The sequence below is a fragment of the Pseudomonas sp. genome (genome assembly GCF_030684895.1).
In the GTDB taxonomy this organism is placed as follows: Bacteria; Pseudomonadota; Gammaproteobacteria; order Pseudomonadales; family Pseudomonadaceae; genus Aquipseudomonas.
Window position 1 is genome coordinate 48,672 of the sequence record NZ_JAUXXP010000059.1, and the last position, 23,240, is coordinate 71,911.

At 61.2% G+C, this 23,240-nt stretch carries 22 protein-coding genes; 7 read left to right on the forward strand and 15 right to left on the reverse strand.

Annotation, left to right across the window (positions count from 1 at the left end):
- Positions 1 to 77 precede the first annotated feature (77 nt).
- Complete coding sequence (locus Q8M42_RS13635) at positions 78 to 725, forward strand: TetR/AcrR family transcriptional regulator (protein ID WP_304865423.1); 648 nt, start codon at positions 78 to 80, stop codon at positions 723 to 725.
- Positions 726 to 834: 109 nt separating this feature from the next.
- Here Q8M42_RS13635 and Q8M42_RS13640 read toward each other — a convergent pair whose 3' ends face one another.
- Positions 835 to 1,623 (reverse strand): class I SAM-dependent methyltransferase, encoded by a 789-nt coding sequence (locus tag Q8M42_RS13640; RefSeq protein ID WP_304865425.1) that lies wholly within the window; start codon positions 1,621 to 1,623, stop codon positions 835 to 837.
- A gap of 106 nt (positions 1,624 to 1,729) precedes the next feature.
- On the opposite strand from Q8M42_RS13640, the gene Q8M42_RS13645 reads away from it, so the two are divergent.
- Positions 1,730 to 2,494: a hypothetical protein gene (locus Q8M42_RS13645; RefSeq protein WP_304865427.1), complete on the forward strand. Its 765-nt coding sequence runs from the start codon at positions 1,730 to 1,732 to the stop codon at positions 2,492 to 2,494.
- 158 nt (positions 2,495 to 2,652) lie between these two features.
- Here Q8M42_RS13645 and Q8M42_RS13650 read toward each other — a convergent pair whose 3' ends face one another.
- The 7 genes from Q8M42_RS13650 to ppc all read right to left on the reverse strand — a co-directional run bounded on the left by Q8M42_RS13650 (position 2,653) and on the right by ppc (position 10,040).
- Positions 2,653 to 3,345, reverse strand: coding sequence for an extensin family protein (locus tag Q8M42_RS13650; protein WP_304865429.1), 693 nt, complete (start codon positions 3,343 to 3,345; stop codon positions 2,653 to 2,655).
- Positions 3,346 to 3,358: 13 nt separating this feature from the next.
- Positions 3,359 to 4,219 (reverse strand): DUF72 domain-containing protein, encoded by an 861-nt coding sequence (locus tag Q8M42_RS13655; RefSeq protein ID WP_304865431.1) that lies wholly within the window; start codon positions 4,217 to 4,219, stop codon positions 3,359 to 3,361.
- A 3-nt stretch (positions 4,220 to 4,222) separates the two neighbouring features.
- Positions 4,223 to 4,564, reverse strand: coding sequence for a hypothetical protein (locus Q8M42_RS13660; RefSeq protein ID WP_090387935.1), 342 nt, complete (start codon positions 4,562 to 4,564; stop codon positions 4,223 to 4,225).
- A gap of 134 nt (positions 4,565 to 4,698) precedes the next feature.
- Positions 4,699 to 5,379, reverse strand: a complete 681-nt coding sequence (tsaB, locus tag Q8M42_RS13665) for a tRNA (adenosine(37)-N6)-threonylcarbamoyltransferase complex dimerization subunit type 1 TsaB (RefSeq protein WP_304865435.1) — start codon at positions 5,377 to 5,379, stop codon at positions 4,699 to 4,701.
- Positions 5,380 to 5,529: 150 nt separating this feature from the next.
- Positions 5,530 to 6,315, reverse strand: a complete 786-nt coding sequence (locus Q8M42_RS13670) for a 5'-nucleotidase, lipoprotein e(P4) family (RefSeq protein WP_304865437.1) — start codon at positions 6,313 to 6,315, stop codon at positions 5,530 to 5,532.
- A 195-nt stretch (positions 6,316 to 6,510) separates the two neighbouring features.
- A complete protein-coding gene (gene adk, locus Q8M42_RS13675; protein WP_304865439.1) occupies positions 6,511 to 7,158 on the reverse strand; it encodes an adenylate kinase in 648 nt (215 codons plus the stop codon).
- Between the two features lie 245 nt (positions 7,159 to 7,403).
- Positions 7,404 to 10,040 carry a phosphoenolpyruvate carboxylase gene (ppc, locus tag Q8M42_RS13680; RefSeq protein ID WP_304865441.1) on the reverse strand — a complete coding sequence of 879 codons (2,637 nt, stop codon included), beginning with the start codon at positions 10,038 to 10,040 and terminating at the stop codon, positions 7,404 to 7,406.
- 154 nt (positions 10,041 to 10,194) lie between these two features.
- Between ppc and Q8M42_RS13685 the strand changes: the two genes are divergently transcribed.
- Positions 10,195 to 10,536, forward strand: coding sequence for a pilin assembly protein (locus tag Q8M42_RS13685; RefSeq protein ID WP_304865443.1), 342 nt, complete (start codon positions 10,195 to 10,197; stop codon positions 10,534 to 10,536).
- A gap of 2 nt (positions 10,537 to 10,538) precedes the next feature.
- Here Q8M42_RS13685 and Q8M42_RS13690 read toward each other — a convergent pair whose 3' ends face one another.
- The 6 genes from Q8M42_RS13690 to prfB all read right to left on the reverse strand — a co-directional run bounded on the left by Q8M42_RS13690 (position 10,539) and on the right by prfB (position 16,610).
- Positions 10,539 to 10,844, reverse strand: coding sequence for a hypothetical protein (locus Q8M42_RS13690; RefSeq protein WP_304865444.1), 306 nt, complete (start codon positions 10,842 to 10,844; stop codon positions 10,539 to 10,541).
- A 302-nt stretch (positions 10,845 to 11,146) separates the two neighbouring features.
- Positions 11,147 to 12,442, reverse strand: a complete 1,296-nt coding sequence (locus Q8M42_RS13695) for a flavohemoglobin expression-modulating QEGLA motif protein (protein WP_304865446.1) — start codon at positions 12,440 to 12,442, stop codon at positions 11,147 to 11,149.
- Positions 12,443 to 12,459: 17 nt separating this feature from the next.
- Positions 12,460 to 13,011, reverse strand: coding sequence for a hypothetical protein (locus Q8M42_RS13700; protein WP_304865448.1), 552 nt, complete (start codon positions 13,009 to 13,011; stop codon positions 12,460 to 12,462).
- A gap of 30 nt (positions 13,012 to 13,041) precedes the next feature.
- Entirely contained in the window at positions 13,042 to 13,755 is a 714-nt protein-coding gene (locus Q8M42_RS13705) for a TetR/AcrR family transcriptional regulator (RefSeq protein WP_304865450.1), read from the reverse strand.
- Between the two features lie 157 nt (positions 13,756 to 13,912).
- Positions 13,913 to 15,430, reverse strand: a complete 1,518-nt coding sequence (gene lysS, locus Q8M42_RS13710) for a lysine--tRNA ligase (RefSeq protein WP_304865452.1) — start codon at positions 15,428 to 15,430, stop codon at positions 13,913 to 13,915.
- 84 nt (positions 15,431 to 15,514) lie between these two features.
- Positions 15,515 to 16,610, reverse strand: a protein-coding gene (gene prfB, locus Q8M42_RS13715; protein WP_304865454.1) for a peptide chain release factor 2 whose coding sequence is annotated in 2 segments (ribosomal slippage) — positions 15,515 to 16,537 and positions 16,539 to 16,610 — 1,095 coding nt in all. Because the reading frame shifts where the segments join, the coding sequence is not laid out codon by codon here.
- Between the two features lie 170 nt (positions 16,611 to 16,780).
- On the opposite strand from prfB, the gene Q8M42_RS13720 reads away from it, so the two are divergent.
- On the forward strand, positions 16,781 to 18,418 hold the full coding sequence (locus Q8M42_RS13720) for a diguanylate cyclase domain-containing protein (RefSeq protein WP_304865456.1): 1,638 nt from the start codon (positions 16,781 to 16,783) through the stop codon (positions 18,416 to 18,418).
- A gap of 3 nt (positions 18,419 to 18,421) precedes the next feature.
- Here the strand turns inward: Q8M42_RS13720 and Q8M42_RS13725 are convergent, their stop codons facing one another.
- Complete coding sequence (locus Q8M42_RS13725; protein WP_304865458.1) at positions 18,422 to 19,216, reverse strand: hypothetical protein; 795 nt, start codon at positions 19,214 to 19,216, stop codon at positions 18,422 to 18,424.
- A 165-nt stretch (positions 19,217 to 19,381) separates the two neighbouring features.
- Here Q8M42_RS13725 and Q8M42_RS13730 point away from each other — a divergent pair, with 165 nt between their 5' ends.
- The 3 genes from Q8M42_RS13730 to ydcS all read left to right on the forward strand — a co-directional run bounded on the left by Q8M42_RS13730 (position 19,382) and on the right by ydcS (position 23,112).
- Positions 19,382 to 20,293 carry a LysR family transcriptional regulator gene (locus tag Q8M42_RS13730; RefSeq protein ID WP_274086911.1) on the forward strand — a complete coding sequence of 304 codons (912 nt, stop codon included), beginning with the start codon at positions 19,382 to 19,384 and terminating at the stop codon, positions 20,291 to 20,293.
- Between the two features lie 135 nt (positions 20,294 to 20,428).
- The gene (locus tag Q8M42_RS13735; RefSeq protein ID WP_304865461.1) at positions 20,429 to 21,883 is read left to right on the forward strand and encodes a gamma-aminobutyraldehyde dehydrogenase; all 1,455 of its coding nucleotides are present in this window, start codon (positions 20,429 to 20,431) and stop codon (positions 21,881 to 21,883) included.
- A 77-nt stretch (positions 21,884 to 21,960) separates the two neighbouring features.
- Positions 21,961 to 23,112 (forward strand): putative ABC transporter substrate-binding protein YdcS, encoded by a 1,152-nt coding sequence (ydcS, locus tag Q8M42_RS13740; protein ID WP_304865463.1) that lies wholly within the window; start codon positions 21,961 to 21,963, stop codon positions 23,110 to 23,112.
- Positions 23,113 to 23,240 lie beyond the last annotated feature (128 nt).

A 23,240-nucleotide genomic window follows, 5' to 3' on the forward strand; every position in this document is an offset into this window, starting at 1 on the left:
GTGGAGGCTTTTGAATATTTATACTGGCGGGTATAGTAAAAATAGCAAACTCACTAGTCCAGTATTAAAAACGACCAATGCCAAACAAAGTGTTGCCAACCAGCGGCCCCGGCCGCCCGAAAGACCTGGCCAAACGCAAAGCCATTCTGGAAGCGGCGAAGACCCTATTCCTCAGTAATGGTTATGACGGTAGCAGTATGGATGCTATTGCCGCGGAAGCCGGGGTCTCCAAGCTCACCGTGTACAGCCACTTCACCGACAAGGAGAAGCTGTTTGCCGCCGCGGTGCAGTCCAAATGCGAGGAGCAACTGCCGGAACTGCTGTTCGAGCTAAACGACGACATACCGGTGGCACAGCTGCTGCTGAATATCGGCCGTGGCTTTAACCTGCTGATCAACAGCCGCGAGTCGGTGGAGCTGCACCGGGTGATGGTGAGCCTGGCGGCGCAGGACTCCAAGCTCTCGCGGATGTTCTACGAGGCAGGCCCGCAGCGCGTGCTGCACGGTATGGAAGAACTGCTGCGCCGCGCCGACCAGAGCGGCAAGCTGCGCGTACCCGACCCGCTGAGCGCGGCGGATCAGTTTTTCTGCCTGATCAAGGGTGGCGCCAACTTCCGCCTGCTGATCGGCTGCGGTGAGGCCCTGCAAGGCAGCGAGGCCGAAGCCCATGTGCGCGATGCGGTCGAGGTATTTCTGCGCGCTTTCCGCGCCGAACCAACCTCGTAGGTCGGCGCTGAGCTTGCGAACCCCAACGCAAGGACGCTGAATGTGTTGGGCTTCGTGCCTCAACCCAACCTACGCAATGCGACGCCTAACCCATGAACAAGCTGCAAACTTACTCACTGGCGGCCTGCAGCTTCTTCTTCGGGTAGATGTCGTAGCGGCTGGACTTGCCCTCCAGGGCATAGCCCGGCTTGGCGCCGTCAATCAGCGGCGCCTTGCGCGGGCGCTTGACCACCACCCGATGGCTGGCCAGGTTCAGGGCCGCTTCCAACAACGCTGGGGCATCCAGGTCATCACCGACAAACGGGCGGAATAGACGCATTTCTTTCTTCACCAGCGCGCTCTTGTCACGATGCGGGAACATCGGGTCGAGGTAGATCACCTGCGGCGGTTCGCCCTGCCAGGCGCGCATCAGCTCGATGGCGTTGCCACCTCGCAGCTGCATGTGCGCAGCAATCGGCGCCACATCACGGTCCAGCGCAGCACGGGCCAAACCATCTTCCAGCAGTGCAGCAATCAGTGGCTGACGCTCGATCAAGGTCATGCGGCAACCCAGGCTGGCCAACACGAAAGCATCGCGACCCAAGCCAGCTGTGGCATCCAGCACAGTCGGGCGCACCCCGGCCTGCACGCCAACCGCCTTGGCGATCATCTGCCCACTGCCGCCACCGAACAGTCGGCGATGCGCCACCGCGCCTTCGACAAAATCCACTTTCACCGGCCCTGGTGCCTGCGGCCCCAGCTCCACCAGCTGCAAGCCGCCCTCACCCAGTTGCAGGGCAAACTCGCTGTCGCCCTCCAGCGGTAAACCCAGGCGCGCAGCCCAGGTTTCAGCCGCTGCCTGCAGATGGGGAGCCAGGGCTTGCATACGAATTCTGGCTATTAGCCGCTCATCACTCATCAGAAAATGTGCTCAAAAATCACTCAATTGACCGCCGCAGCAGCCGATAACCTGTCTGAGCGGCATTTTGCCAGACCCGGCAGCTTCCAGCCGCACCGAGTTCGCCATGTTCGACGTCATTTCTGCCCCACGCAGCGCCGCACCGTCGGCCGCCAACACCAGCTCGATCAGCGAGACGCTGGAGGAAGGCAAGCGCGCCTCGCTGGATTACCAGATTCTGCGGCGCACCCTGATGCCCGATGAAGTCGAGGCCGAGGCATCCACCAGCGCGCCAGAAACGCCCCGCGAGCCACCCGCCGTCACCGCCCAGGCCAGTGATTTTCAGGAACTGGCCGCCCAGCGCGAGCTGGAGCTGAACGTCAATATCAACGCCGAACCACAAAAAACCGACCCATTGGTGCTGGATCTGGCCGGTAACGGCTTCAGCACCAGCGGCTTAAATCGTTCGGTAAATTTCGACCTGAATGCCGACGGCAAGCTCAACCAAATCAGTGTGCCCACTGGTGACGACGCCCTACTCGCCTATGACCGCAACGGTAACGGCCGCATCGACGATGGCCGCGAGCTGTTCGGCGACCAGAACGGCGCCGCCAACGGCTTTGCCGAACTGCGCAAGTACGATGACAACGGTGACGGCCGCATTGATAGCCAGGATGCGATCTTCGAGCGCCTGAGCCTGCTGCGTTTCGATGCCCAGGGCCGGCAGTTCAGCCAGTCGCTGAGCCAGGCCGGCGTCAGCGCCATTCTCCTGCAAGCACGCGACGTAAAGATTGCCCTGGGCGCCTATGACGAAATCGCCCAACTCGGCCGCTTCGAATTCGCCGATGGTCGCAGCGGCCAGGCTGCCGATCTATTGTTGGCGCAGCGTTAAGCCCGTAGAGCGCTTGCAAAACCTGTGTTCCGATCTCGCGAGCTAGAGCCATGCAAGGCGGAAACAGGCGAGGAAGCGGAGTGTACTTTTGTACATGAGCATTCCGAGTCTGTTTTCAACGCAGCAGGGCCGACGCACAGCGGATCCGAACCAGGTTTTTAGCGGCACATCCGCCATAGCCCCATATCCACATGAAAGTGGTCGCGGTGGGCCGCGTTGTACTCCGGCCCCAGGGTGGTGTTAAAGCGCTTGCAGGCCGCCTGCTGCACCTCACGCAAAAACTCGGCGTTCTTGCCCTGCTTGGGCCAATCCTGCAGCACGCTGATGCGCCGGCCATCGGCCAGGCGAAAACCGATGATATCCAGCGCATTGGCCGAGGCATGCTGACTACGCCGCTGGCTGCCGGCAATGGTGCGACAGGCAAAACTACCCACATGATCGATCCGCGCCACCCGCTGACCAAACACTGCCTGGGCAGTTGGCTGCAGATCATGCTGCTCAAACAAAGCAAAGGCCGCCGCCAGCGGGCAGCTGGCGATAAAGCTGCTGCTGAACGCAACGCCGGAGTTGTGTACGCGCAGGGTATTGTTCAGCGGACAGGCCACCTCCGGGCGGCTATCGGCCTGCGGGGTAAAGCGCAATGAAGAGGTGCTCAACGCCTGCTGACACAGCACGGGATCATCCTGCAGCCGCCACAGCTTAAAGCCGGTCAGCAAGTTCGGCGCCTCGCGAATATCCAGCACCGCCCAGGGATTCCAGCGCGGCGGCACCTCTAGCCAGCCACGCCAGATCGCCAGCAGCAGGCCGGCGAGCACGACACAGAGAAGCAGAAAGGCACGGAAGAAAGTCATGCGGTGCAGCCTATCAGAGCAGGCCCAACTGCTCGACCTCGTCCTCTAGCTGTATGTGTGGCAAGGCCGACAGTCCCGGCAGACGCAGCATCAACTGCTGATGGAAGCGCTGCGCCAGTTGCGGCGCCAGGCGGTTGTCCGAGGTATGCAGAAAGACGTAAGGCGTGCGGCCTTCTTCGATCCAGCCCGCCACCTTGTCCAGCCAGGGCGCCATAAAGGGATCATTGGCCAGCAACTCGGGATGGCCAATAAAGCGCAGCTGCGGGGCCTGGCTAAAGGCCGTGGGCCGCAGTGGCAAGCGCGGCTTCTTGGCCTGCGCATGCAATACGGCGGGCGCTGTGGATACACAGCTGAACAGCGCGCGCGAATCCAGACAGATACGCTCGATACCACGCCCATGCAGCAGGCGATTAAGGCTGCGCTCCTCGTCGCCCTTGGTAAAGAACCCTGGATGACGCACCTCAACAGCCAGCTCCCCAGCCTGCCAGGGCTCGATAAAAGCGCTCAGTTCCGCCAAACGCTGCGGGCCGAAACTCGCCGGCAACTGCAACCAGAACGGCGCCACCCGCTTACCCAATGGCGCCAGCAGGCGGCGGAAATCCTCGGCGGTACTCAACTGATCACGCAGATCGCCGTTATGGCTGATCTCACGCGGCAGCTTGGCGCAAAAGCGCAGATGCGCCGGCATGCGCTCGGCCCAGAGCGCCACGGTTGACGAGGAAGGCTGTGCATAGAAGGTGGTGTTGCCCTCTACGGCGTTGAACACCTGGGCATATAGCGGCAGAAAGTCGGCGCTGCGACTGCCCTCCGGATACAGGGAGCCGCGCCAGGCAGGCTCGCTCCATGACGGGCAACCGAGGTAGTAAGGCAACATTGACTAGGCGTAAAGATCGAGACCCAGCACTTGCTGGGCATCCGTCTCGCTGGCAAAACTGGCGGTTGAGCTGTAGCTGGCCAAGGCCTGGGCGGCGCGGTTGTTTAGCGGCGGCTGGTAGAGCTGGTCTTGCAGACGCGATGGCAGGCTGTCGCTGCTGGCATTACTGGCTTCGACCTTGCGCGCCTGAGCGACTTGTTCGAAGCCCTGGGTGCTGGCTGGGGATGCGGGCTGCTCACGACGTTCCTCAATCTCGCGCTGCGCTTCGCGAAATGGCGTAACCGCAGAGCCCGGGCGGGCACTGCGGTCTGGCGAATAAGAGGAAGTAAAACCGTCGATACGCATCAGTTACTGCTCGGCTTGCTTAGCCAACGATGGACACAGGTGATGGCAATTTAGCCCCCGTAGACCGACTTGGCAATCAAGCGCGGTGCAACGCGGCAATATGCGCGACAAAAGGTGCGCCGGTGCCCAGATGTTTAGACTGGGGCTTTGGGCGTGGCCACTTGATCACGCAGATAAACCGGTTGCGCCAGATCGGCTTCCAGCGCTTCACCACGGGCCCAGGCAAAGCGCGCCAAGCTGAGCAGGTCTTCGGCGTGCGGCAGCATGGCGGCATCCTGCCCGCTGACCGCAACCGGAATACGTGCGGCAAAGGTGCCCCAGCCAGTGCCGGCGGCAAACCAATCACCGCTGGCATCAGCCGGCAGGCTGGCGCGTTCCGGAGGCAATACAGCCTCGACGCCGGCCGGGCGCATTTCGCCCTGCTCGGCGCGGTAGCAGCCCCAATAAACTTCATCCATCCGCGCATCGATGGCCGCCGCCACCTGCTGCGCGCCGTGTTCACGCAGGCTGCGCTGCGCCAGCACGGCCAGGTTGGACACCGGCAACACCGGCCGCTCCAGGGCAAAGGCCAGCCCCTGCACCACGCCGATGGCGATGCGCACACCGGTAAAAGCGCCCGGGCCACGGCCAAAGGCAATCGCGTCGAGCGCCGACAGCGGCACCCCGGCATCCGCCAGCAGCTGCTTGATCATCGGCAGCAGACGCTGCGCATGCATGCGTGGAATCACGTCGTAATGGCTGAGCACCTGGCCGTTATGCAGCAGGGCAACGGAGCAGGCTTCGGTGGCGGTATCCAGGGCCAGGAGAGTGGTCATTGCATTCGGACAGGTGACGAAATGGACCGGCATTAGAACGGCTTGAGGCTTTTTTTTCCAGCGCAATCACTGGGCCGCACGAGCGAACTCACAGCACCACAGGCATGCAGCGGGCCCGAACAGACCCGCTGCAGCCGGAGTAAAGCGTGCTTACCAGGGCTCGATAACGGTCTTGGCGTCCCAACCCTGCAGAGGCGCTTTGGACCAGGTACCGTAGCTTGCGTTGGGGAAGACGATCCACTCGGCGCCCCATTTGCTCGCCTCAGCAGCCACGGTGGCACGCTGATCGGCCAACGGCGTCTTGCGGAAACGTGCGTCGAAGTCATGCAGCGTATCGCCCAGCAGCAGCACGATCTGATGATCGGCACTGACGATGGCGCGGCGCTCGACCTTAGGTGGGCCCAGCAGCAGCACACTTTCCGCCGATATCTGCGGCAGGCCCAGCTTGCTCAGGGTGGCCAGGGTGTGGGGCTTCTGCTCGTCGGCACGGTCGGAGATATAACGGATGGTCACGCCCAGGCTGTCGGCGTGCTGCAGGAACTGCTTGGCGCCGGGGATCAGCGCCGGAGTGCCATCACGCTCCCAAGGCAGCCAGGTGTCCCAGGCGTCATAGGTGTGACAGTTGGCCAGATCCCGCGCCAGCAGCGCGCTGTTATCAATAACGGTTTCATCCAGGTCGGTAACGATGGCCAGCTTGGACGGATCTTTCGCCGCAGCCACTGCCGCATCCAGCTTCAGTGTCGCGATGTTGTAAGCCTGCAGCTGCAGGGCCTGAACCTCCGCCGATTGCTGCTGGAAGCGCAACCCCATGGTGAACTCGGCAACGCTACAGTCCGTCTTGGGTTTCGCCTGGGTATCGGCGAAGGCCGCAGGACTCCCCACCAGCGCTAACGCAAGGCCCAACCAGATGGCACTCTTTGCTGTTTTCTCGGTCATTGACTGCGCTCTCTTCCTTAGTATGAGTTAAGGCATGAAGTCTACGACCCTCTCATCGTGGTATAGACCAGAATCGATGCTAGCCTAGGCGCGCAAGGTTACTGTTCTATGAACGACGCTCAGCGAGTCCAGCGCGCCAACCGCAGAAACGACAACGGCCCGCAAAAGCGAGCCGTTGACTGACTGCAGCAAAGCTTAACTGAGCGCCGCAAGTACCTTGGCAGTGATCTCGTCAACCGAGCCAACGCCGGCAATCGCACTGTACTTAGGCGTGCCGTCAGCGGCGGCAAGCTTCTGATAGAAGTCCACCAGCGGCTTGGTCTGCGAGTGATAGACCGATAGACGATGACGTACGGTTTCTTCTTTGTCGTCTTCGCGCTGGATCAGCTCGTCACCGGTTTCGTCGTCAACACCGGCGACTTTCGGCGGATTGTGCTCGGTGTGATAGACGCGGCCCGACGCAGGGTGCACGCGGCGACCGGCAATACGGCCGACGATTTCTTCGTCATCAACGGCGATTTCGACCACGTTGTCGATGATCACGCCGGCTTCCTTCAGGGCTTCAGCCTGAGGAATGGTGCGCGGGAAGCCATCGAAGAGGAAACCATTGGCGCAATCGGCTTGGGCGATACGCTCTTTGACCAGATTGATGATCAGGTCATCGGAGACCAGACCACCGCTGTCCATTACGCTTTTGGCAACCAGGCCCAGTTCAGTGCCGGCCTTGACCGCAGCACGCAGCATGTCACCGGTGGAGATTTGCGGAATACCAAATTTCTTGGTGATGAAACCAGCTTGGGTACCTTTACCGGCACCGGGCGCCCCCAGCAAAATCACGCGCATCGATGTGCTCCTCAAGATTTAAGTAAAAATCGTCGGACTCGCCTCGTGGGGCCAATCTCAGAATTGTTCAAGCAGCGCTGCCAAACTGGGCCAGAGTGCCGAAAGGCCGCTCAAGATACACAGCGCACCCATAGCGCACAAGCCACCGAAAGTCGGATACACCTGCGACCACTTCTAGCAGGTAGTGCTTTGTGCCGCGCACTACATCTGCACCAGCGAAAGCACTTGTGCCCTTATCAATCCACCTAGCCGGTGTTGCGCAAACCGGCCGCAATACCCGCCACACTGACCAGTAATGCCTGTTCCAGAGGGCTATCAGCCTGATTGTCACGCAGCCGCGAGCGCGCCAGCAGCTCGGCCTGCAGCAGGTGCAGCGGGTCCAGGTAGGTGTTGCGCACACTGATCGACTCCAGGGTTTCCGGGCTGTGCGCCAGCAGCTGCGACTGACCGGTCAAACCCAGCACTGCAGCCACCGCCTGCGACAATAGGCCGCGCAGATGCTCGCCTAGTGGACGCAGGGCCGTCTCGACCAAACGCTCGTCATACAACTGGGCGATGGACTCGTCGGCCTTGGCCAGCACCATCTCCAACATGTCGATACGCGTGCGGAAGAACGGCCAGTGCTCGCGCATTTGCCCGAGCAGCTCGCCGTCACCGCGCTGAAAAGCGTTGTCCAGCGCCGCCTCCCAGCCCAACCAGGCCGGCAACATCAGACGCGTCTGGGTCCAGGCGAAAATCCACGGAATCGCCCGCAAGCTCTCGACGCCACCCTCGCGCCGCTTGGCCGGGCGGCTGCCCAGAGGCAAACGACCCAGTTCCTGCTCTGGCGTGGCCTGGCGGAAATAGTCGACGAATTGCGGGTGCTCGCGCACCACCGCGCGGTAGGCACTGACGCCATCGCTGGCCAGCTTGTCCATCAGCTCGCGCCAGGCTGGCTCCGGACTAGGCGGCGGCAACAAGGTGGCCTCGAGTACGGCGGCGAGGTACAGATTGAGGTTCTGCTCGGCGATATCCGGCAGGCCGAATTTGAAACGAATCATTTCACCCTGTTCAGTGGTGCGGAAACGCCCCGCTACCGAGCCAGGCGGCTGCGACAGAATTGCCGCATGCGCTGGACCGCCGCCGCGCCCGACCGTGCCGCCGCGGCCGTGGAACAGCAACAGCTCGACATCCTGCTCGCGGCACACCTGCACCAGGCTTTCCTGGGCGCGGTATTGCGCCCAGGCCGCCGCCGTGGTGCCGGCGTCCTTGGCCGAGTCGGAATAGCCGATCATCACTTCCTGCGGCCCATGCAGGCGTGCGCGGTAGCCATGCAGCGCCAGCAGCCGGCTGATCACCGGGCCGGCATTGTCCAGATCGGCGAGGGTTTCAAACAGCGGCACCACGCGCATCGGCCGTTGCAACCCAGCCTCTTTAAGCAGCAGTTGCACCGCCAGCACATCGGAAGCCGCACCGGCCATGGAAATCACGTACGACCCCAGGGACGCTGCCGGCGCGCTGGCTACTTCGCGACAGGTGGCCAGTACCTCTTCGGTTTCACCGCTGGGTTTGAAGTGCCCCGGCAGCAGCGGCCGGCGGTTCTCCAGTTCTTTCAGCAGAAACGCCAGGCGCGCCTCTTCATCCCACTCGGCGTAACGGCCTAGGCCGAGGTAATCGGTAATTTCACTCATGGCGGCGGCGTGGCGACTGGAGTCCTGACGGACATCCAGACGCACCAAAAACAGGCCAAAGGTCGCCGCGCGGCGCAGGCAATCGAGCAACGGGCCATCGGCGATAACGCCCATACCGCATTCATGCAGCGACTGATAGCACAGGGTCAGCGGTTCCAGCAGCTCGCGATTGTCCTGCAGCACCGCGGCGGGCGCAGGGATCTGCTCGTGCAGCGCGGCCTGAGCCCAGCTGCGGGTGGCGCGCAAACGCTCACGCAGCTGTTTGAGCAGGCTGCGATAGGGTTCGGCACTCTCACCCACCCGCGCCAACAGCGCAGGGCTGGCCTGCTGCATGGACAGCTCGGCGGCGAGGTTATCAACATCGCGCAGGTACAGATCCGCCGCCATCCAGCGCGCCAGCAGCAGCACTTCACGGGTAATGCTGGCAGTGACATTGGGGTTGCCATCACGGTCACCGCCCATCCACGAGGCGAAACGAATCGGCGCGGCGTCCAGCGGCAGGTGCAACCCGGTGGCGCTGTGCAACACCTGATCGGCCTTGCGCAGCACATTGGGGATGGCATGCCAGAGCGAATGCTCAATCACCGCAAAGCCCCATTTGGCTTCATCCACCGGGCTCGGCCGGCTGCGGCGGATTTCTTCGGTGTGCCAGGCTTCGGCAATCAGCCGCTGCAGGCGCTGTTTAACCTGCTCACGCTCGGCAGCCGACAGGTCGCTGTGGTCGCCGGCCGCGAGCTGTTCGGCCATCGCATCGTATTTCTGAATCAGCGTGCGCCGCGCCACTTCAGTAGGGTGTGCGGTCAGCACCAGCTCGATATCCAGACGACCGAACTGACGGGCCAGCGCTTCGCCCTTGTGACCATTGCCAGATAACCGCTGCAGCAGCTCGGCGAGGATATTGTCTTCAAACGGCTGCGCCTCACCCGGCGCACGGCGGCGCACGCGGTGATACTGCTCGGCGATATTGGCCAGGTTGAGAAACTGATTGAACGCCCGCGCCACCGGCAGCAGCTCGTTATCGTCCAGTTGGTTCAGGGTTGCACTGAGTTGCTCCGCACCCTCCTGCGAGCCACGGCGCGAAGCCTTGGCGCCCTTGCGAATGCGCTCGATCTTGTCGAGAAAGGCAGCACCATGCTGCACGCTGATGGTGTTACCCAGTAGCTCACCGAGCTGGTGGACGTCCTCGCGCAGACGCGCGTCGATTTCTGCCATGAGTGTTGCCTCCGCTGATCCTGCCTCCAGAGTGCCCAGCGCGCCAACTTCTTACAAGTGCGCGACGCTGCGGCCGCACTTATCGACCCAGGCACTAGTCTTAACGGTGCAGCCCACCAAAACACGGCGGGCATAGTACAGACACGAGGCAATCATGAAGATTCGCGAGCTTGTTCAGCACTGGCAGGAAAATGCCCAGGGGCGGCTGAGCGCAACGCCTTATCAGATAAGGCTCGACCTGGAAGCCGCAGCACGCCTGGCGGCATTGCAGGAGATGTACCCCAAGCACCACGTTGAAGAGCTGCTGGGGGAACTGCTCGGCGCGGCGCTCGATGAGCTGGAGGCCAGCCTGCCCTACGTTCAGGGCAGCAAGGTGGTGGCCAGCGATGAACAGGGCGACCCGCTGTATGAAGACATCGGCCTGACACCGCGCTTCCTCGCCCTGTCACGCCGGCATTTGCAGCGTCTTAGCGAGCAGCAGAAGCAGGCGAGCTGAGCTTACTGGCCGTCAGTGCAGCGTACGGCCTGCTTACGCTGATCGACCAGTACGCCGCTCAAGCCCTTCTGCTCCAGATCAAACATCACCAGCACGCCGTCGATGCACTGGGCGACCTGGCTGGCGGGTTTGAGGGAGACTTTGTAGTCCTCACCCGGCACAGTCTTGAGCATGGTGAACTCGGACAGCAGCAAGGCATCTTCCGGCTTGGCGATATGCAGGTAGCCGTAATAACTGAGCACAGCCACCGTGGCGCAGATACTGCCGATACCGGTAAGGATCAACGGGATGGGATTTACTTCACTCATAACAGGCTCTCGGAATTATCAATTGGCGCAATAAGCGGCGCAGCTTGCAGCAAACACTCGCGCCTGCAAAGGCCCAGATTGCCGCATCATGTGCCGCCAGCGCGTAAGCCATCGCGGGTCTTGAGCGGTATATGCAGGCCCTCTTGATTGACTGGAAGCAGGCTTCGGCGCTGCGCCGTTCAAGCCAACCGGCGGACTGCCGCGCAGTCCCATAAGAGCGGCCATGCCCACGATGGCTTTTGTTCGCGGGCATGGGCTAGGCGCCCCCGCCGCTCCTACGCCCTACAGTGGAGATCATTCAATCAGAGGATATTGGCGTAGTCGGCTTCGATGCGATCCAGACTCAGGTGATTGAGGAAGTTGGAGAAGCACATCCAGGCTGACAGCGAGTTGAGGTCGCTGAACTGCGGCGGCAGGTACTTGGGCGCGACGACCAGCCCTTCATCCACCAGCTGACGCAAGGTGCGCATATCTTCCAGGGTGGTCTTGCCGCAGAACAGCAGCGGAATCTGCTCCAGCTTGCCTTTGCGCACGGCCAGCTGGATGTAGTTGTAAATCATGATAAAGCCTTTCAGGTAGGACAGGTCCTTGGTGAAAGGCAGGCCGGTTGGAGTTGAGCCTCGAAACACCCGGTTGGCGTTGCTGTAGCTGTCTTCCTGACTGAAACCCTGCTCGCGGTAGAAGTCGAAGACCTGCAGGAAATCCGCGCCCTCTTCGGCCATATGAATGGCGCGAGTGCGATTGGTCAGCTTGCGTAGACGGGTTGGGTAAGAGGCGAAGGTGATCACCTCCATCAGGATCGCCAGGCCTTCCTGGGTCACTGTGGACGAGGGCGGGCCCTTGGCCAGAAAGGTGCAGATCGGCTGATTCAGCCCGTTCAGCGTAGTGGCCACATGCACCAGGCCCTCGTGCACTTCCAGGGCCTTTACATCACGGTCATTAAACATCGCATCGGCGCGAATCTTGATGTAATCGGCGCCGGCTGCAGCATCGGCAAGAATACCGTCGGACTCGAACACCCGAATGGTGCCTTCCTCTTCGCCAAACACTTTGTTCAGGCGCTGTTGCAGCAGGTTGACCGCCTCTTTGGCAGTCAGAGTCTTGGCCTCGTCCTTGAGGTCGCCGCGTTTGTCGATGTTATTGAGGAAATCGGAAAACATCAGGCCCAGGTCGGCCAGGGTCGGATCGCCGGCATGGAAGGCGTCGGAGGCCGCGCCATAGAGCTCCTGACTGATCAGGCCAAAGTCCTCGGTGCCGCGTGCTTCGAGCATGCGAATAACCATGCGGTACTCGCGGCACATGCGCCGCATGATCTTGCCCACGGGGTTGAACTGACCGAGCTGGCGGGTGATATCACGCTCGATATTCTGGAATTCCAGCTTCTTCGCAGACGCATCGAAGGGCAGTGGCCGGTTGGCGTAGTAGGCACGGTCGACGGCGGGCAGTTTCTTGCCCTTGTGCTTGAGAAATTCGCTGCGAATCGAGTCATCCCACTTCACCGCATCCAGCACGCGAATCGGCGTTTGCGCGTCGACCAGACGGTCGGACAACGCGCGCACGATCAACTGATAATCGTCCAACCCGGTATGACTGTTCATGCGCTCCCCATCACCCACTAGTCACCCGCCCGCTGATAACGCGCGACTTCAATAAATACATCCGAATTGGCCTGATCGTCGAGGTAGCTGAACACCTGCTCCAGCGGGCTGCTGATCAGCACGCCATCGCCTTCTGCGCCGTCGATCACCTCACCCTGCAACGCGCCCTGCTCCAGCTCCTGAAGGATTCGGTCGACATCCAGGTTGTAGATCACCAGCTCATTACTGGTGGTCAGCTCGAAACCGGCAATGGCGAAGTTCGCCCCCAGGCTTTTCGGCAAGCCCGCCGAAAGGTACCAGCGACGGCCATGGTGGGCCACGGTAAAGCCGTATTCCTCAACGCTGTCGAGGTTATCCAGGCTGTCGACATAGGCCCGCGCCTTATAGACGTTGGAGCCGGCACGGGTGATTTGCAAATACAGCTGCTCGCCCCATTCGTTCTTGCGCGACCACTCGCCAAGCAGGGGAATCGGGGCGGCTTCATTGGCGGGAATCGGGTCCTTGAAGGTCACCAGACAACCACCAAGCAACAGGAAGGACACGGCAAGCAGCGCGCGCCAGGCTTTCATTCAGCTCTCCTTGTGAACGGATTTAGCGGGCTATAGCCCCAGCACCAGATGCATATAACGTTTAAGCATGGCCAACATCTCTTCACTGTCCAGATGATCGACACCATCGAGTAGCCCTTGATACTCCATGCGCACAATAATCGCCGTCAAGAGCTTGGCATCCTGCTCGGCCTGCTGCGAGCCCAGCACCTCGAAGAAGTGCGTCACACCCTGCAGCAGAATCTGCCGATGGGCGCGCATCAGCCCGTGCAGACGCGGGTTAAGCAGGGCTTCCTGCTGAAAGGCCTGTTCGGCCAGCAGGTGTTCACGGCGAGTCAGCAATTGCTGGCGCACGTACTCCACCGCCAGCCGGGCGATTTCATTGGCCAGACGCCGACGCGCCTCGGCGCTGCCATCCAGACGGCTGACTTGCTCACGCAATAATCCTTCAGTACCGCTCCAGAACTCGCCCATGTGCGCCGCACTGCGCTCCACAAACTGGGCGAAGGTATCGGTGATCAGGTCGTTGATGTCTTTGAAGTAATAGGTGGTTGCCGACAACGGCACTTCGGCCTCTGCGGCTACCGCGCGGTGCCGGACTGCACGCACGCCTTCACGCACGATAATACGCATGGCGGCATCGAGAATGGCCTGGCGGCGCTGCTCACTGCCCTGACGGCTGGCTTTGCGGCCCTGGTACTGCACGCTTTCGGCAACGGCGTTAGCCACCAGGGTGGCGCTTTCTTGGGCGGGCTTGGCTGTCACAGCAAGACGATCCTCTGTCGGTTATTCACGATTAATAATGACTTAGTCAGTAAATCGCAAAATTAATCCACTGGCCGCTAATAAAAAATCACCGCCATGACTGGCAGGCCAGAAAAAACCAGGTAATAAAAAGCCGCCCGGAGGCGGCTTAGCAATATCAGGCTTGCGGGCGCATATGCGGGAACAGGATCACGTCGCGAATCGACGGTGAGTTGGTCAGCAGCATCACCAGGCGGTCGATACCAATGCCCTCACCCGCAGTCGGCGGCATGCCGTATTCCAGGGCGCGGACGAAGTCAGCATCGTAGTGCATGGCTTCGTCGTCACCGGCGTCCTTGTCAGCCACCTGCGCCATAAAGCGCGCGGCCTGGTCTTCCGCGTCGTTAAGCTCGGAGTAGGCGTTGGCGATTTCACGGCCACCGATAAACAGCTCAAAACGGTCGGTGACGTTCGGGTTTTCGTCGTTACGACGGGCCAACGGTGACACTTCAAACGGGTACTGGGTAATGAAGTGCGGCTGTTCCAGTTTGTGCTCGACCAGCTCCTCGAAAATCATCACCTGCAGCTTACCCAAGCCTTCAAAGCCCAACACCTTGGCACCGGCTTTCTTGGCGATGGCGCGGGCCTTGTCGAGGTCATTCAGGTCATCGGCCGTCAGCTCAGGGTTGTACTTGAGGATAGAGTCGAACACCGACAACCGTACGAACGGCTCGCCAAAGTGGAACACCTTGTCGCCGTACGGCACGTCGGTGCTGCCCAGAACCAGCTGGGCCAGTTCGCGGAACAGCTCCTCAGTCAGGTCCATGTTGTCTTCGTAATCGGCGTACGCCTGATAGAACTCCAACATAGTGAATTCAGGGTTGTGACGAGTCGAGACGCCTTCGTTACGGAAGTTGCGGTTGATCTCGAAAACCTTCTCAAAGCCGCCGACCACCAAACGTTTGAGGTACAGCTCGGGTGCGATACGCAGGAACATTTCCATGTCCAGCGCGTTGTGGTGAGTCTCAAACGGCTTGGCCGCCGCGCCGCCTGGGATGGTCTGCAGCATCGGCGTTTCCACTTCGAGGAAGTCGCGCTGCATCAGGAAGCTGCGGATGTGCGCGATGACCTGCGAGCGCACGCGGAAGGTCTGGCGCACGTCTTCGTTGACGATCAGGTCAACGTAGCGCTGACGATAACGCTGCTCGGTATCGGTCAGACCGTGGTGCTTGTCCGGCAGCGGGCGCAGCGACTTGGTCAGCAGGCGCACGTCGGTCATCTCAACGTACAGGTCGCCCTTACCCGAGCGGGCCAGGGTACCCACGGCGGAGATGATGTCGCCCATGTCCCAGGTTTTCACCGCGGCCAGGGTGTCTTCGGACAGGGTCTTGCGGTTGACATAGACCTGGATGCGCCCAGTCATGTCCTGAATCACCATGAACGAGCCACGGTTGAGCATGATGCGCCCGGCAACCTTGACCGGGATGGCAGCCTCGGCCAGCTCTTCCTTGGTCTTCTCGGCGTACTGTTTCTGCAGATCTTCGCAGTAGTTGTCGCGACGGAAGTCGTTGGGGAAGGCGTTGCCCTGCTCACGGATAACAGCAAGCTTTTCCTTGCGCTGGGCAATCAGCTTGTTTTCTTCCTGTTGCTGGTCTTCGTGGGAAGGGGCTTGCGGGTCGAGTTGTTGGTCGCTCATGGTCGTTCGTCTGTCCTGTAAATCGTTGGCGGATGGCTGGGCCGCGCATCGCACGCCCAACCTGCCTAAACCATCACTCGGCGGTTAGAGCCCCTGCTTGAGGCTCGCCACCAGATATTCGTCGATGTCGCCGTCGAGCACCTTGTCGCAGTCACTGCGTTCGATATTGGTCCGCAGATCCTTGATCCGCGAAGCATCGAGTACGTAGGAGCGAATCTGGTGACCCCAGCCGATATCCGACTTGCTGTCTTCCAGCACCTGGGAGGCGGCGTTGCGCTTCTGCACTTCCTGCTCGTACAAACGCGCACGCAGCATCTTCATCGCGGTGTCTTTGTTGGCGTGCTGGGAACGTTCGTTCTGGCAGCTGACCACGGTGTTGGTCGGTACGTGGGTAATACGTACGGCCGAGTCGGTGGTGTTTACGTGCTGACCACCGGCACCGGATGAACGATAGGTGTCGATGCGCAGGTCCGCCGGGTTGATCTCGATTTCGATGTTGTCATCGATTTCTGGCGAAACGAACACCGCAGTAAACGAGGTGTGGCGACGGTTGCCGGAGTCGAACGGGCTCTTGCGCACCAGGCGGTGTACGCCGATCTCGGTACGCAGCCAACCAAAGGCGTATTCACCCTTGATGTGCAGGGTCGCGCCCTTGATCCCGGCCACTTCACCGGCGGACAGCTCCATGATGGTGGCATCGAAGCCGCGCTTGTCGGCCCAGCGCAGGTACATGCGCAGCAGCATGTTGGCCCAGTCTTGGGCTTCGGTGCCGCCGGAGCCGGCCTGGATATCCAGATAGGCGTTGTTGGGGTCCATCTCGCCACTGAACATGCGGCGGAATTCGAGCTTTTCGAGGATCTCGCGCAGGCGTTCGATCTCGGCGGCAACGTCATTCACTGCGCCTTCGTCGTCTTCTTCGACGGCCATATCGAGCAGATCACGCGAATCGGCAAGGCTGCCGTGCAGGTCATCCAGGGTGTCGACGATCAGCGCCAGGGAGGCGCGTTCGCGGCCCAGGTTCTGTGCGTACTCCGGGTTGTTCCAGACGGCCGGGTCTTCGAGTTCGCGGTTTACTTCGACCAGACGATCATGTTTGTGATCGTAGTCAAAGATACCCCCGAATGGTCTGGGTGCGCTCGGACAGGTCCTTGATGCTATTAAGGATCGGGTTGATTTCCATGGCTGGCAGCACTCGTAAGTCAAACTTTCGGAAAAGCCGGCGAGTATAGCCCAATCGAATCGGCCCTTGCAGCCGGCAATTGGCGCTGGTGCACAGCAGGACAGACCAACGGCGCACTATACTCAAACGCACCTGTACACTAGCCGCCCGCCCACAGGAGCCGTCGTGCCATGAGCTCATCGCACAGCCTGCGTAGCCGTTTTGCCATTCTGATCGCCCTGCTAGTCGCCAGCCTGAGCTGGTTGCTCGGCACCCTGATTGGCAATGACGCCAGCCAGCGCATCCGCGAAGAGGTCGGCCGTGATCTCGCCGAAGTCTCCTTTATGATGGTCGACCGCCTGGACCGCGACATGCAGAGCCGCGCCGCCATGCTCCAGGTGATCGGCAAACTGCGCGCACTGCGCCAACCGGACGATATCGTCGAGGTTCGCGTATTGCTAGACCGCCTGCAGACCGAGTTCCCCAGCATCGCCTGGATCGGTTTCACCGACGCCCAGGGCACGGTATTGGCCTCCAGCGATGGTGTGCTGGAAGGCGCCAGCATCGCCCAGCGCCCGGTGTTCATGGAAGCGCAGAAAACTGTGTTTATCGGCGACGTACATGAGGCCGTGCTGCTGGCCAAACTGCTGCCTAACCCAACCGGTGAGGCGATGAAATTCGTCGATATCAGCCTGCCGGTGTTTGCCCGGGACGGTAGCCTGGTGGGCGTGCTGGCCTCGCACCTGTCCTGGTCATGGGCCGACGAAGTGCGCCTGTCCATCCTTGAGCCGATCCAGAAGCGCCGCAATGTCGAGTTCTTCGTGATCGGCCGAGACCGTACCGTGCTGCTCGCCCCCAAGGAGATGATCGGCCAGCGCCTGCACCTGCCAGCCCTCAACGACGTGGCACAAGGCAACGACCTGTGGGCTGTGCAGGAGTGGCCGGACGGCAAGCAATACCTCACTGGCCTGGCGGTAAGCCAGGGCCATATGGACTACGAGGGCCTGGGCTGGACAGTGATCGCCCGCCAGCCACTGGATGAAGCCTATGCCCCGGCGCGCGAGACCACGCGCTACATCCTGCTATGGGGCAGTGGCCTGGCGCTGCTGTTCGCCCTGCTCGGCTGGCTGGTGACCGGCTATTTCACCCGCCCACTGCGGCAGATTGCCGAGGCAGCGGACCGCCTCAGCGCCGGTGAAATCAGCGTGATTCCCGTACTGAAAAGCACCCGCGAGATCGAAATCCTCAGCAACTCGATTCGCCACCTGGTGGAAAGCCTGACCCACCAGCAAAATGCCCTCGGCGTCATGGAGAACCTCGCTCACCACGACGCTCTCACGGGCCTGCCCAACCGCGTCGCCCTGGAAAGCTACCTGCCGCGCGCGCAACAGCGCAGCCAGGCCAACAGCAATTGCCTGGCGCTGTTCTACCTGGACCTGGACGGTTTCAAACCGATCAATGACCAATTTGGCCATGCGGCTGGCGATCAGCTGCTGCGCGAGGTGGCAGTGCGTCTGCGCAGCTGCCTACGCGAAGGCGATCTGGTCGCGCGCCTGGGTGGTGACGAGTTTCTGATGGTGCTGCAAGTACCCAGCGGCGAAGCCCTGGGGCAAGCGCAACTGGTGGCCGAACGCACCCTGGCGGCGCTGAGTGCGCCGGTCGACCTGGGTAACAATCAGGTCAAGGTTGGCTGCAGCATTGGCGGCGCGCTCTGGCCACTGGACAGCAGCAACCTGGCCGAGGCACTGGAACTGGCCGACCAGGCCCTCTACCGGGCGAAACATGCCGGCAAAAACTGCGCGGTGTTCCACTCGGCTTACAAGCACTGAGGCTTATTTAGCGCGCAGACGCAGCAACTGGTCAGCCATTTCGGCTGCGTGCCGTTCGACCACCAGCGGCACCAGGTTGTCGCTGTAGCCAACCAAACGCGGGTAAATAAACTTCCAGCGCGTCTGCGCCCGCTGCAAACGTTGCTGCTGCTCGCCGGTCAACTCAGTGGCCAGGCTAGCGAGCTCGGCGTCCACCTGCTTGGCCAGCACATCAACATCCTGATTCAGGTAATGCTGCTGTTGCTCAGGCAGGGTCTCGATATCGCCAACGTAGGCCCGCGCGGTGTAGCGCGCCGCCAGGTATTGCACCTTGGCCGGCAGGCTTTGCAAACGCAGATCCGCCGCTGGCAATGGCTGCGCCAAGCCTTTGAGCAGTTGCTGCTCGAGTGCCTCCAGGGCCGCCACCAACTCACGCTGGGCCTTGCTGTACTGGAAGTTGAACTCCCAGGGCAGGTCAGGCTCGCCGGGGTTATACGCCAGGGTTTGCTCGACCAACGCGATAAAGGCTGCCAGTGGCGACTGCAATTGCTCCACCGCCAAACGCGCCGAATCGGTCAACGGCTGCGCCTGCAAGGTCGCCAGGCTTTCACGCAGCTTGCTCAGATCGGTCTGCACCTTGGTTGCCAGCTCGGTATGCCCGCCCTCACCACGGTGGATAAACAGATCGGTACTGGCGCGAAACACCTGCACCTGCGCGTGCTGTACCTGGCTCAGCGCCACATCAGGCGCAGCCTGCAACAACTGACTGACACCCAGCAATCCCAGAACAAGCAGGCAGCTCTTATAGATACGACGCATCGATTACTCATCCACAACATGGAAAGCGCCGAGTATAGGGACGCGGCCTCAACACGGCCAACACTCCCCTCGGCAACAACAAGCATTCGTTATAAAAGAATACGCTAGCCTTCGTTCGATAAATCATAATCACCGGCACACCTCTTCGCCGCGAGCCACCGCAGCATGATGACCCTACGCCAGATCCGCCATTTCATTGCCGTCGCCGAGACCGGCTCGATCTCCGCCGCCGCTCAGGCGGTGTTCATTTCACAATCTACCCTGACCTTAGCGATCCAGCAGTTGGAGGAAGAAATAGGCGTCAGTCTGTTCAACCGCCACGCCAAAGGCATGAGTCTGACCCACCAGGGCCACCAATTCCTACGCCAGGCGCACTTGATTCTGGCCACCGTGGACAACGCCAAGCGCAGCTTGCAACAGAGCACCGACCAGGTTGCGGGTAGCCTGACCATTGGCGTAACCAGCCTGGTGGCCGGGTACTACCTGGCCGACCTGATCACCCGTTTTCAGCGCGCCTTTCCCAACGTGCAAACCCGCGTGGTCGAGGACGAGCGTCCGTACATCGAGCACTTGCTGGTCAGCGGCGAGATCGATGTTGGCGTACTGATCCTCTCCAACCTCGAGGACCGCCACGCGCTGCAGACGGAGGTACTGACCCACTCGCCGCATCGGCTATGGCTGCCGGCGCGCCATCCGTTACTGGAGCGTGACAGCATCAGCCTGGCGGATGTGGCCAGCGAACCGCTGATTCAGCTCAACGCCGATGAAATGGGGCTGCATACCCAACGCCTGTGGAGCCGCGCCGGCATGACGCCGAACGTCACCCTGCGCACCGCCTCAGTGGAAGCGGTGCGCAGCCTGGTGGCGGCGGGCCTTGGCCTGTCGATTCAGCCGGACATGACCTACCGTCCCTGGTCACTGGAAGGCGACATTATCGAAGCCTTGCCGCTGGCCGACCTGAGCGAGCCAATGGACGTTGGCCTGGCCTGGCGCCGAGGCACCGCGCGGCCCGCGCTAGTCGACCCGTTTCTCTCCGTGGCACGCGAACAACCGCACGGCCGCAAGGTTTCGATTTAATCGAACGCTGCTTTCAATATTTAGAATTTGTCGACCTCTGTACCGGACTCTAGTCTCAGCTGCATGTGGACGCAGGCGCTCCGGACAAGAACTGGAGCCGTTATGCAGGTAGAAACTAAAAAAAGAAGTCCGAAAATGTCCGAGCCAACCCTGTACAGCGCATTGCTGATCGACGGCCAGTTGGTCGCTGGGGAAGGTTTGGCCGAAGCTATCATCAACCCCGCCAACGGCGACGTACTCACATCTATTGCCGAAGCCTCGCTGGAGCAGGTGGAAGCCGCCGTACAGGCCGCCCACCGTGCCTTTGCGAGTTGGTCACGCACCACGCCAGCCCAACGCGCAACTGCCTTGCTGGCCATCGCCGACGCCATCGAACAGCACGCAGAACAGCTGGCTCGTCTGGAGTCGCTGAACTGCGGCAAACCGCTGCACCTGGCTCGCCAGGACGATATTCCCGCAACCGCCGACGTATTCCGCTTCTTCGCCGGTGCCGTGCGCTGCCAGCAAGGGCAGCTGGCGGGTGAATATGTGCCTGGCCACACCAGCATGGTGCGCCGTGATCCGGTTGGCGTGGTGGCCTCCATCGCACCGTGGAACTACCCACTGATGATGGCCGCCTGGAAGATCGCCCCAGCCTTGGCGGCCGGCAATACGCTGATTTTCAAACCATCCGAACACACCCCGCTGTCGATTCTGGCCTTGGCCCCGGCACTCGCACAGATCCTCCCGCCGGGGGTGCTGAATATTATTTGCGGTGGTGGCGAAGGCGTCGGCAGCCAGCTGGTCGGCCACCCACGGGTGCGCATGGTGTCGCTGACCGGCGATATCGTCACCGGGCAGAAAATCCTGCAGAGCGCCGCGCGCACGCTTAAGCGCACACACCTGGAGTTGGGCGGCAAGGCGCCGGTGATCGTCTGCAATGACGCTGATATAGAAGCCGTGGTTGAGGGTATCCGTACCCATGGTTACTACAACGCCGGCCAAGACTGCACTGCGGCCTGCCGCATCTACGCCCAGGCGGGCATTCATGACCGCTTGGTGGCCGAACTGGGTGATGCAGTGGCGAGCATCAGCTTCGCCCGCAAGAAAGACAGTGACAATCAGATCGGTCCACTGATCAGTGCACGCCAGCGTGATCGTGTGGCCAGCTTTGTTGAGCGAGCGCTCGGCCAACCACACATCGAGCGCGTTACCGGCGCAGCCGTGCACTCCGGCCCCGGCTTCTACTATCAGCCAACCTTGCTCGCCGGCTGCAAGCAGGGCGACGAAATTGTTCAGCGCGAGGTATTCGGCCCAGTGGTCACCGTTACCCGCTTCGACCAGTTGAGCCAAGCGGTGGACTGGGCCAACGACTCCGAATACGGCCTGGCCAGCTCGGTATGGACGCAGAACCTGGACAAGGCCATGCAGGTTGCCGCACGCCTGCAATACGGCTGCACCTGGATCAACACGCACTTCATGCTGGCCAGCGAGATGCCGCACGGCGGACTCAAGCGCTCCGGCTATGGCAAGGATCTGTCCAGCGACTCACTGCAGGATTACAGCGTGGTGCGCCACATCATGGCACGCCACGGACAACAACTAGACTGACTAACACCCGTTCGGCAGCGGTCTTGCCGACAGACATTCACTGCCCTAATAACAGCCCAAAAGAAGAGGGAATTCCGATGTCCGCGCACAAAACCGCAGTGCTTAGCGCACTTACAACCGCCCTGTTGGCCATCAGTGCCGCACAGGCCGCCGAACCACTGAAAACCCTCGGCGCAGCCGAAGGCCAAGTCGACATCATTGCCTGGCCCGGCTATATCGAACGCGGTGAAACCGACAAAGGCTATGACTGGGTCACCCAGTTCGAGGCCGACAGTGGCTGCAAGGTCAACGTTAAAACCGCCGCCACCTCCGACGAGATGGTCAGCCTGATGGCCAAAGGTGGCTATGACCTGGTCACGGCTTCCGGCGATGCTTCACTGCGCCTGGTCGCAGGTAAACGGGTACAGCCGATCAACACCGCCCTGATCCCGAACTGGACCAACGTCGACGAACGCCTCAAGGATGCGCCGTGGCATACCGTGGCCGGTCAGCACTACGGCACTCCCTACCAGTGGGGCCCGAATGTGCTGATGTACAACAGCGACGTATTCAAGACCGCACCAACCAGCTGGTCTGTGGTGTTCAAGGAACAGAACCTGCCAGATGGGAAAAGTAACAAAGGCCGCGTACAGGCCTATGACGGCCCGATTTATATCGCCGATGCTGCGCTGTACCTGAAGGCCAGCAAACCCGAGTTAGGCATCAACGATCCGTATCAGCTCACCGAAGCCCAGTACGCCGCCGTGCTGGATGTGCTGCGCGCTCAGCAACCGCTGATTCACCGCTACTGGCACGATGCGACTGTGCAAATGAGCGACTTCAAGAACGAAGGCGTCATGGCCTCAGGTTCATGGCCGTACCAGGTCAACGCCCTGCAGCTGGAAACACAGCCGATTGCCTCCACCGTACCTGTTGAGGGCGCCACCGGTTGGGCCGATACCACCATGCTGCACGCTGAAGCCAAGCACCCCGTCTGTGCCTACAAATGGATGGACTGGTCGCTGCAGCCCAAGGTCCAGGGTGACGTTGCGTCCTGGTTCGGCTCACTGCCAGCGGTACCCGCTGCCTGCAAGGACAACGAACTGCTCGGCGCCGAAGGCTGCAAGGTCAACGGTTTCGACAACTTCGAGAAGATTGCCTTCTGGAAAACTCCGCAGTCCGAGGGCGGCAAGTACGTGCCTTATAGCCGCTGGACCCAGGACTACATCGCCATCATGGGCGGTCGGTAAAGGCCCCGTAAGCGCCGCGTAGGGTGGACGATGCCTTTTTCGTCCACCAACCGGCACCACGGTGAGTGGATACGGCCCCCCACCCTACGTGTCGGCAAGTCCGAGCAGTTAACCGTTCTACATCCACC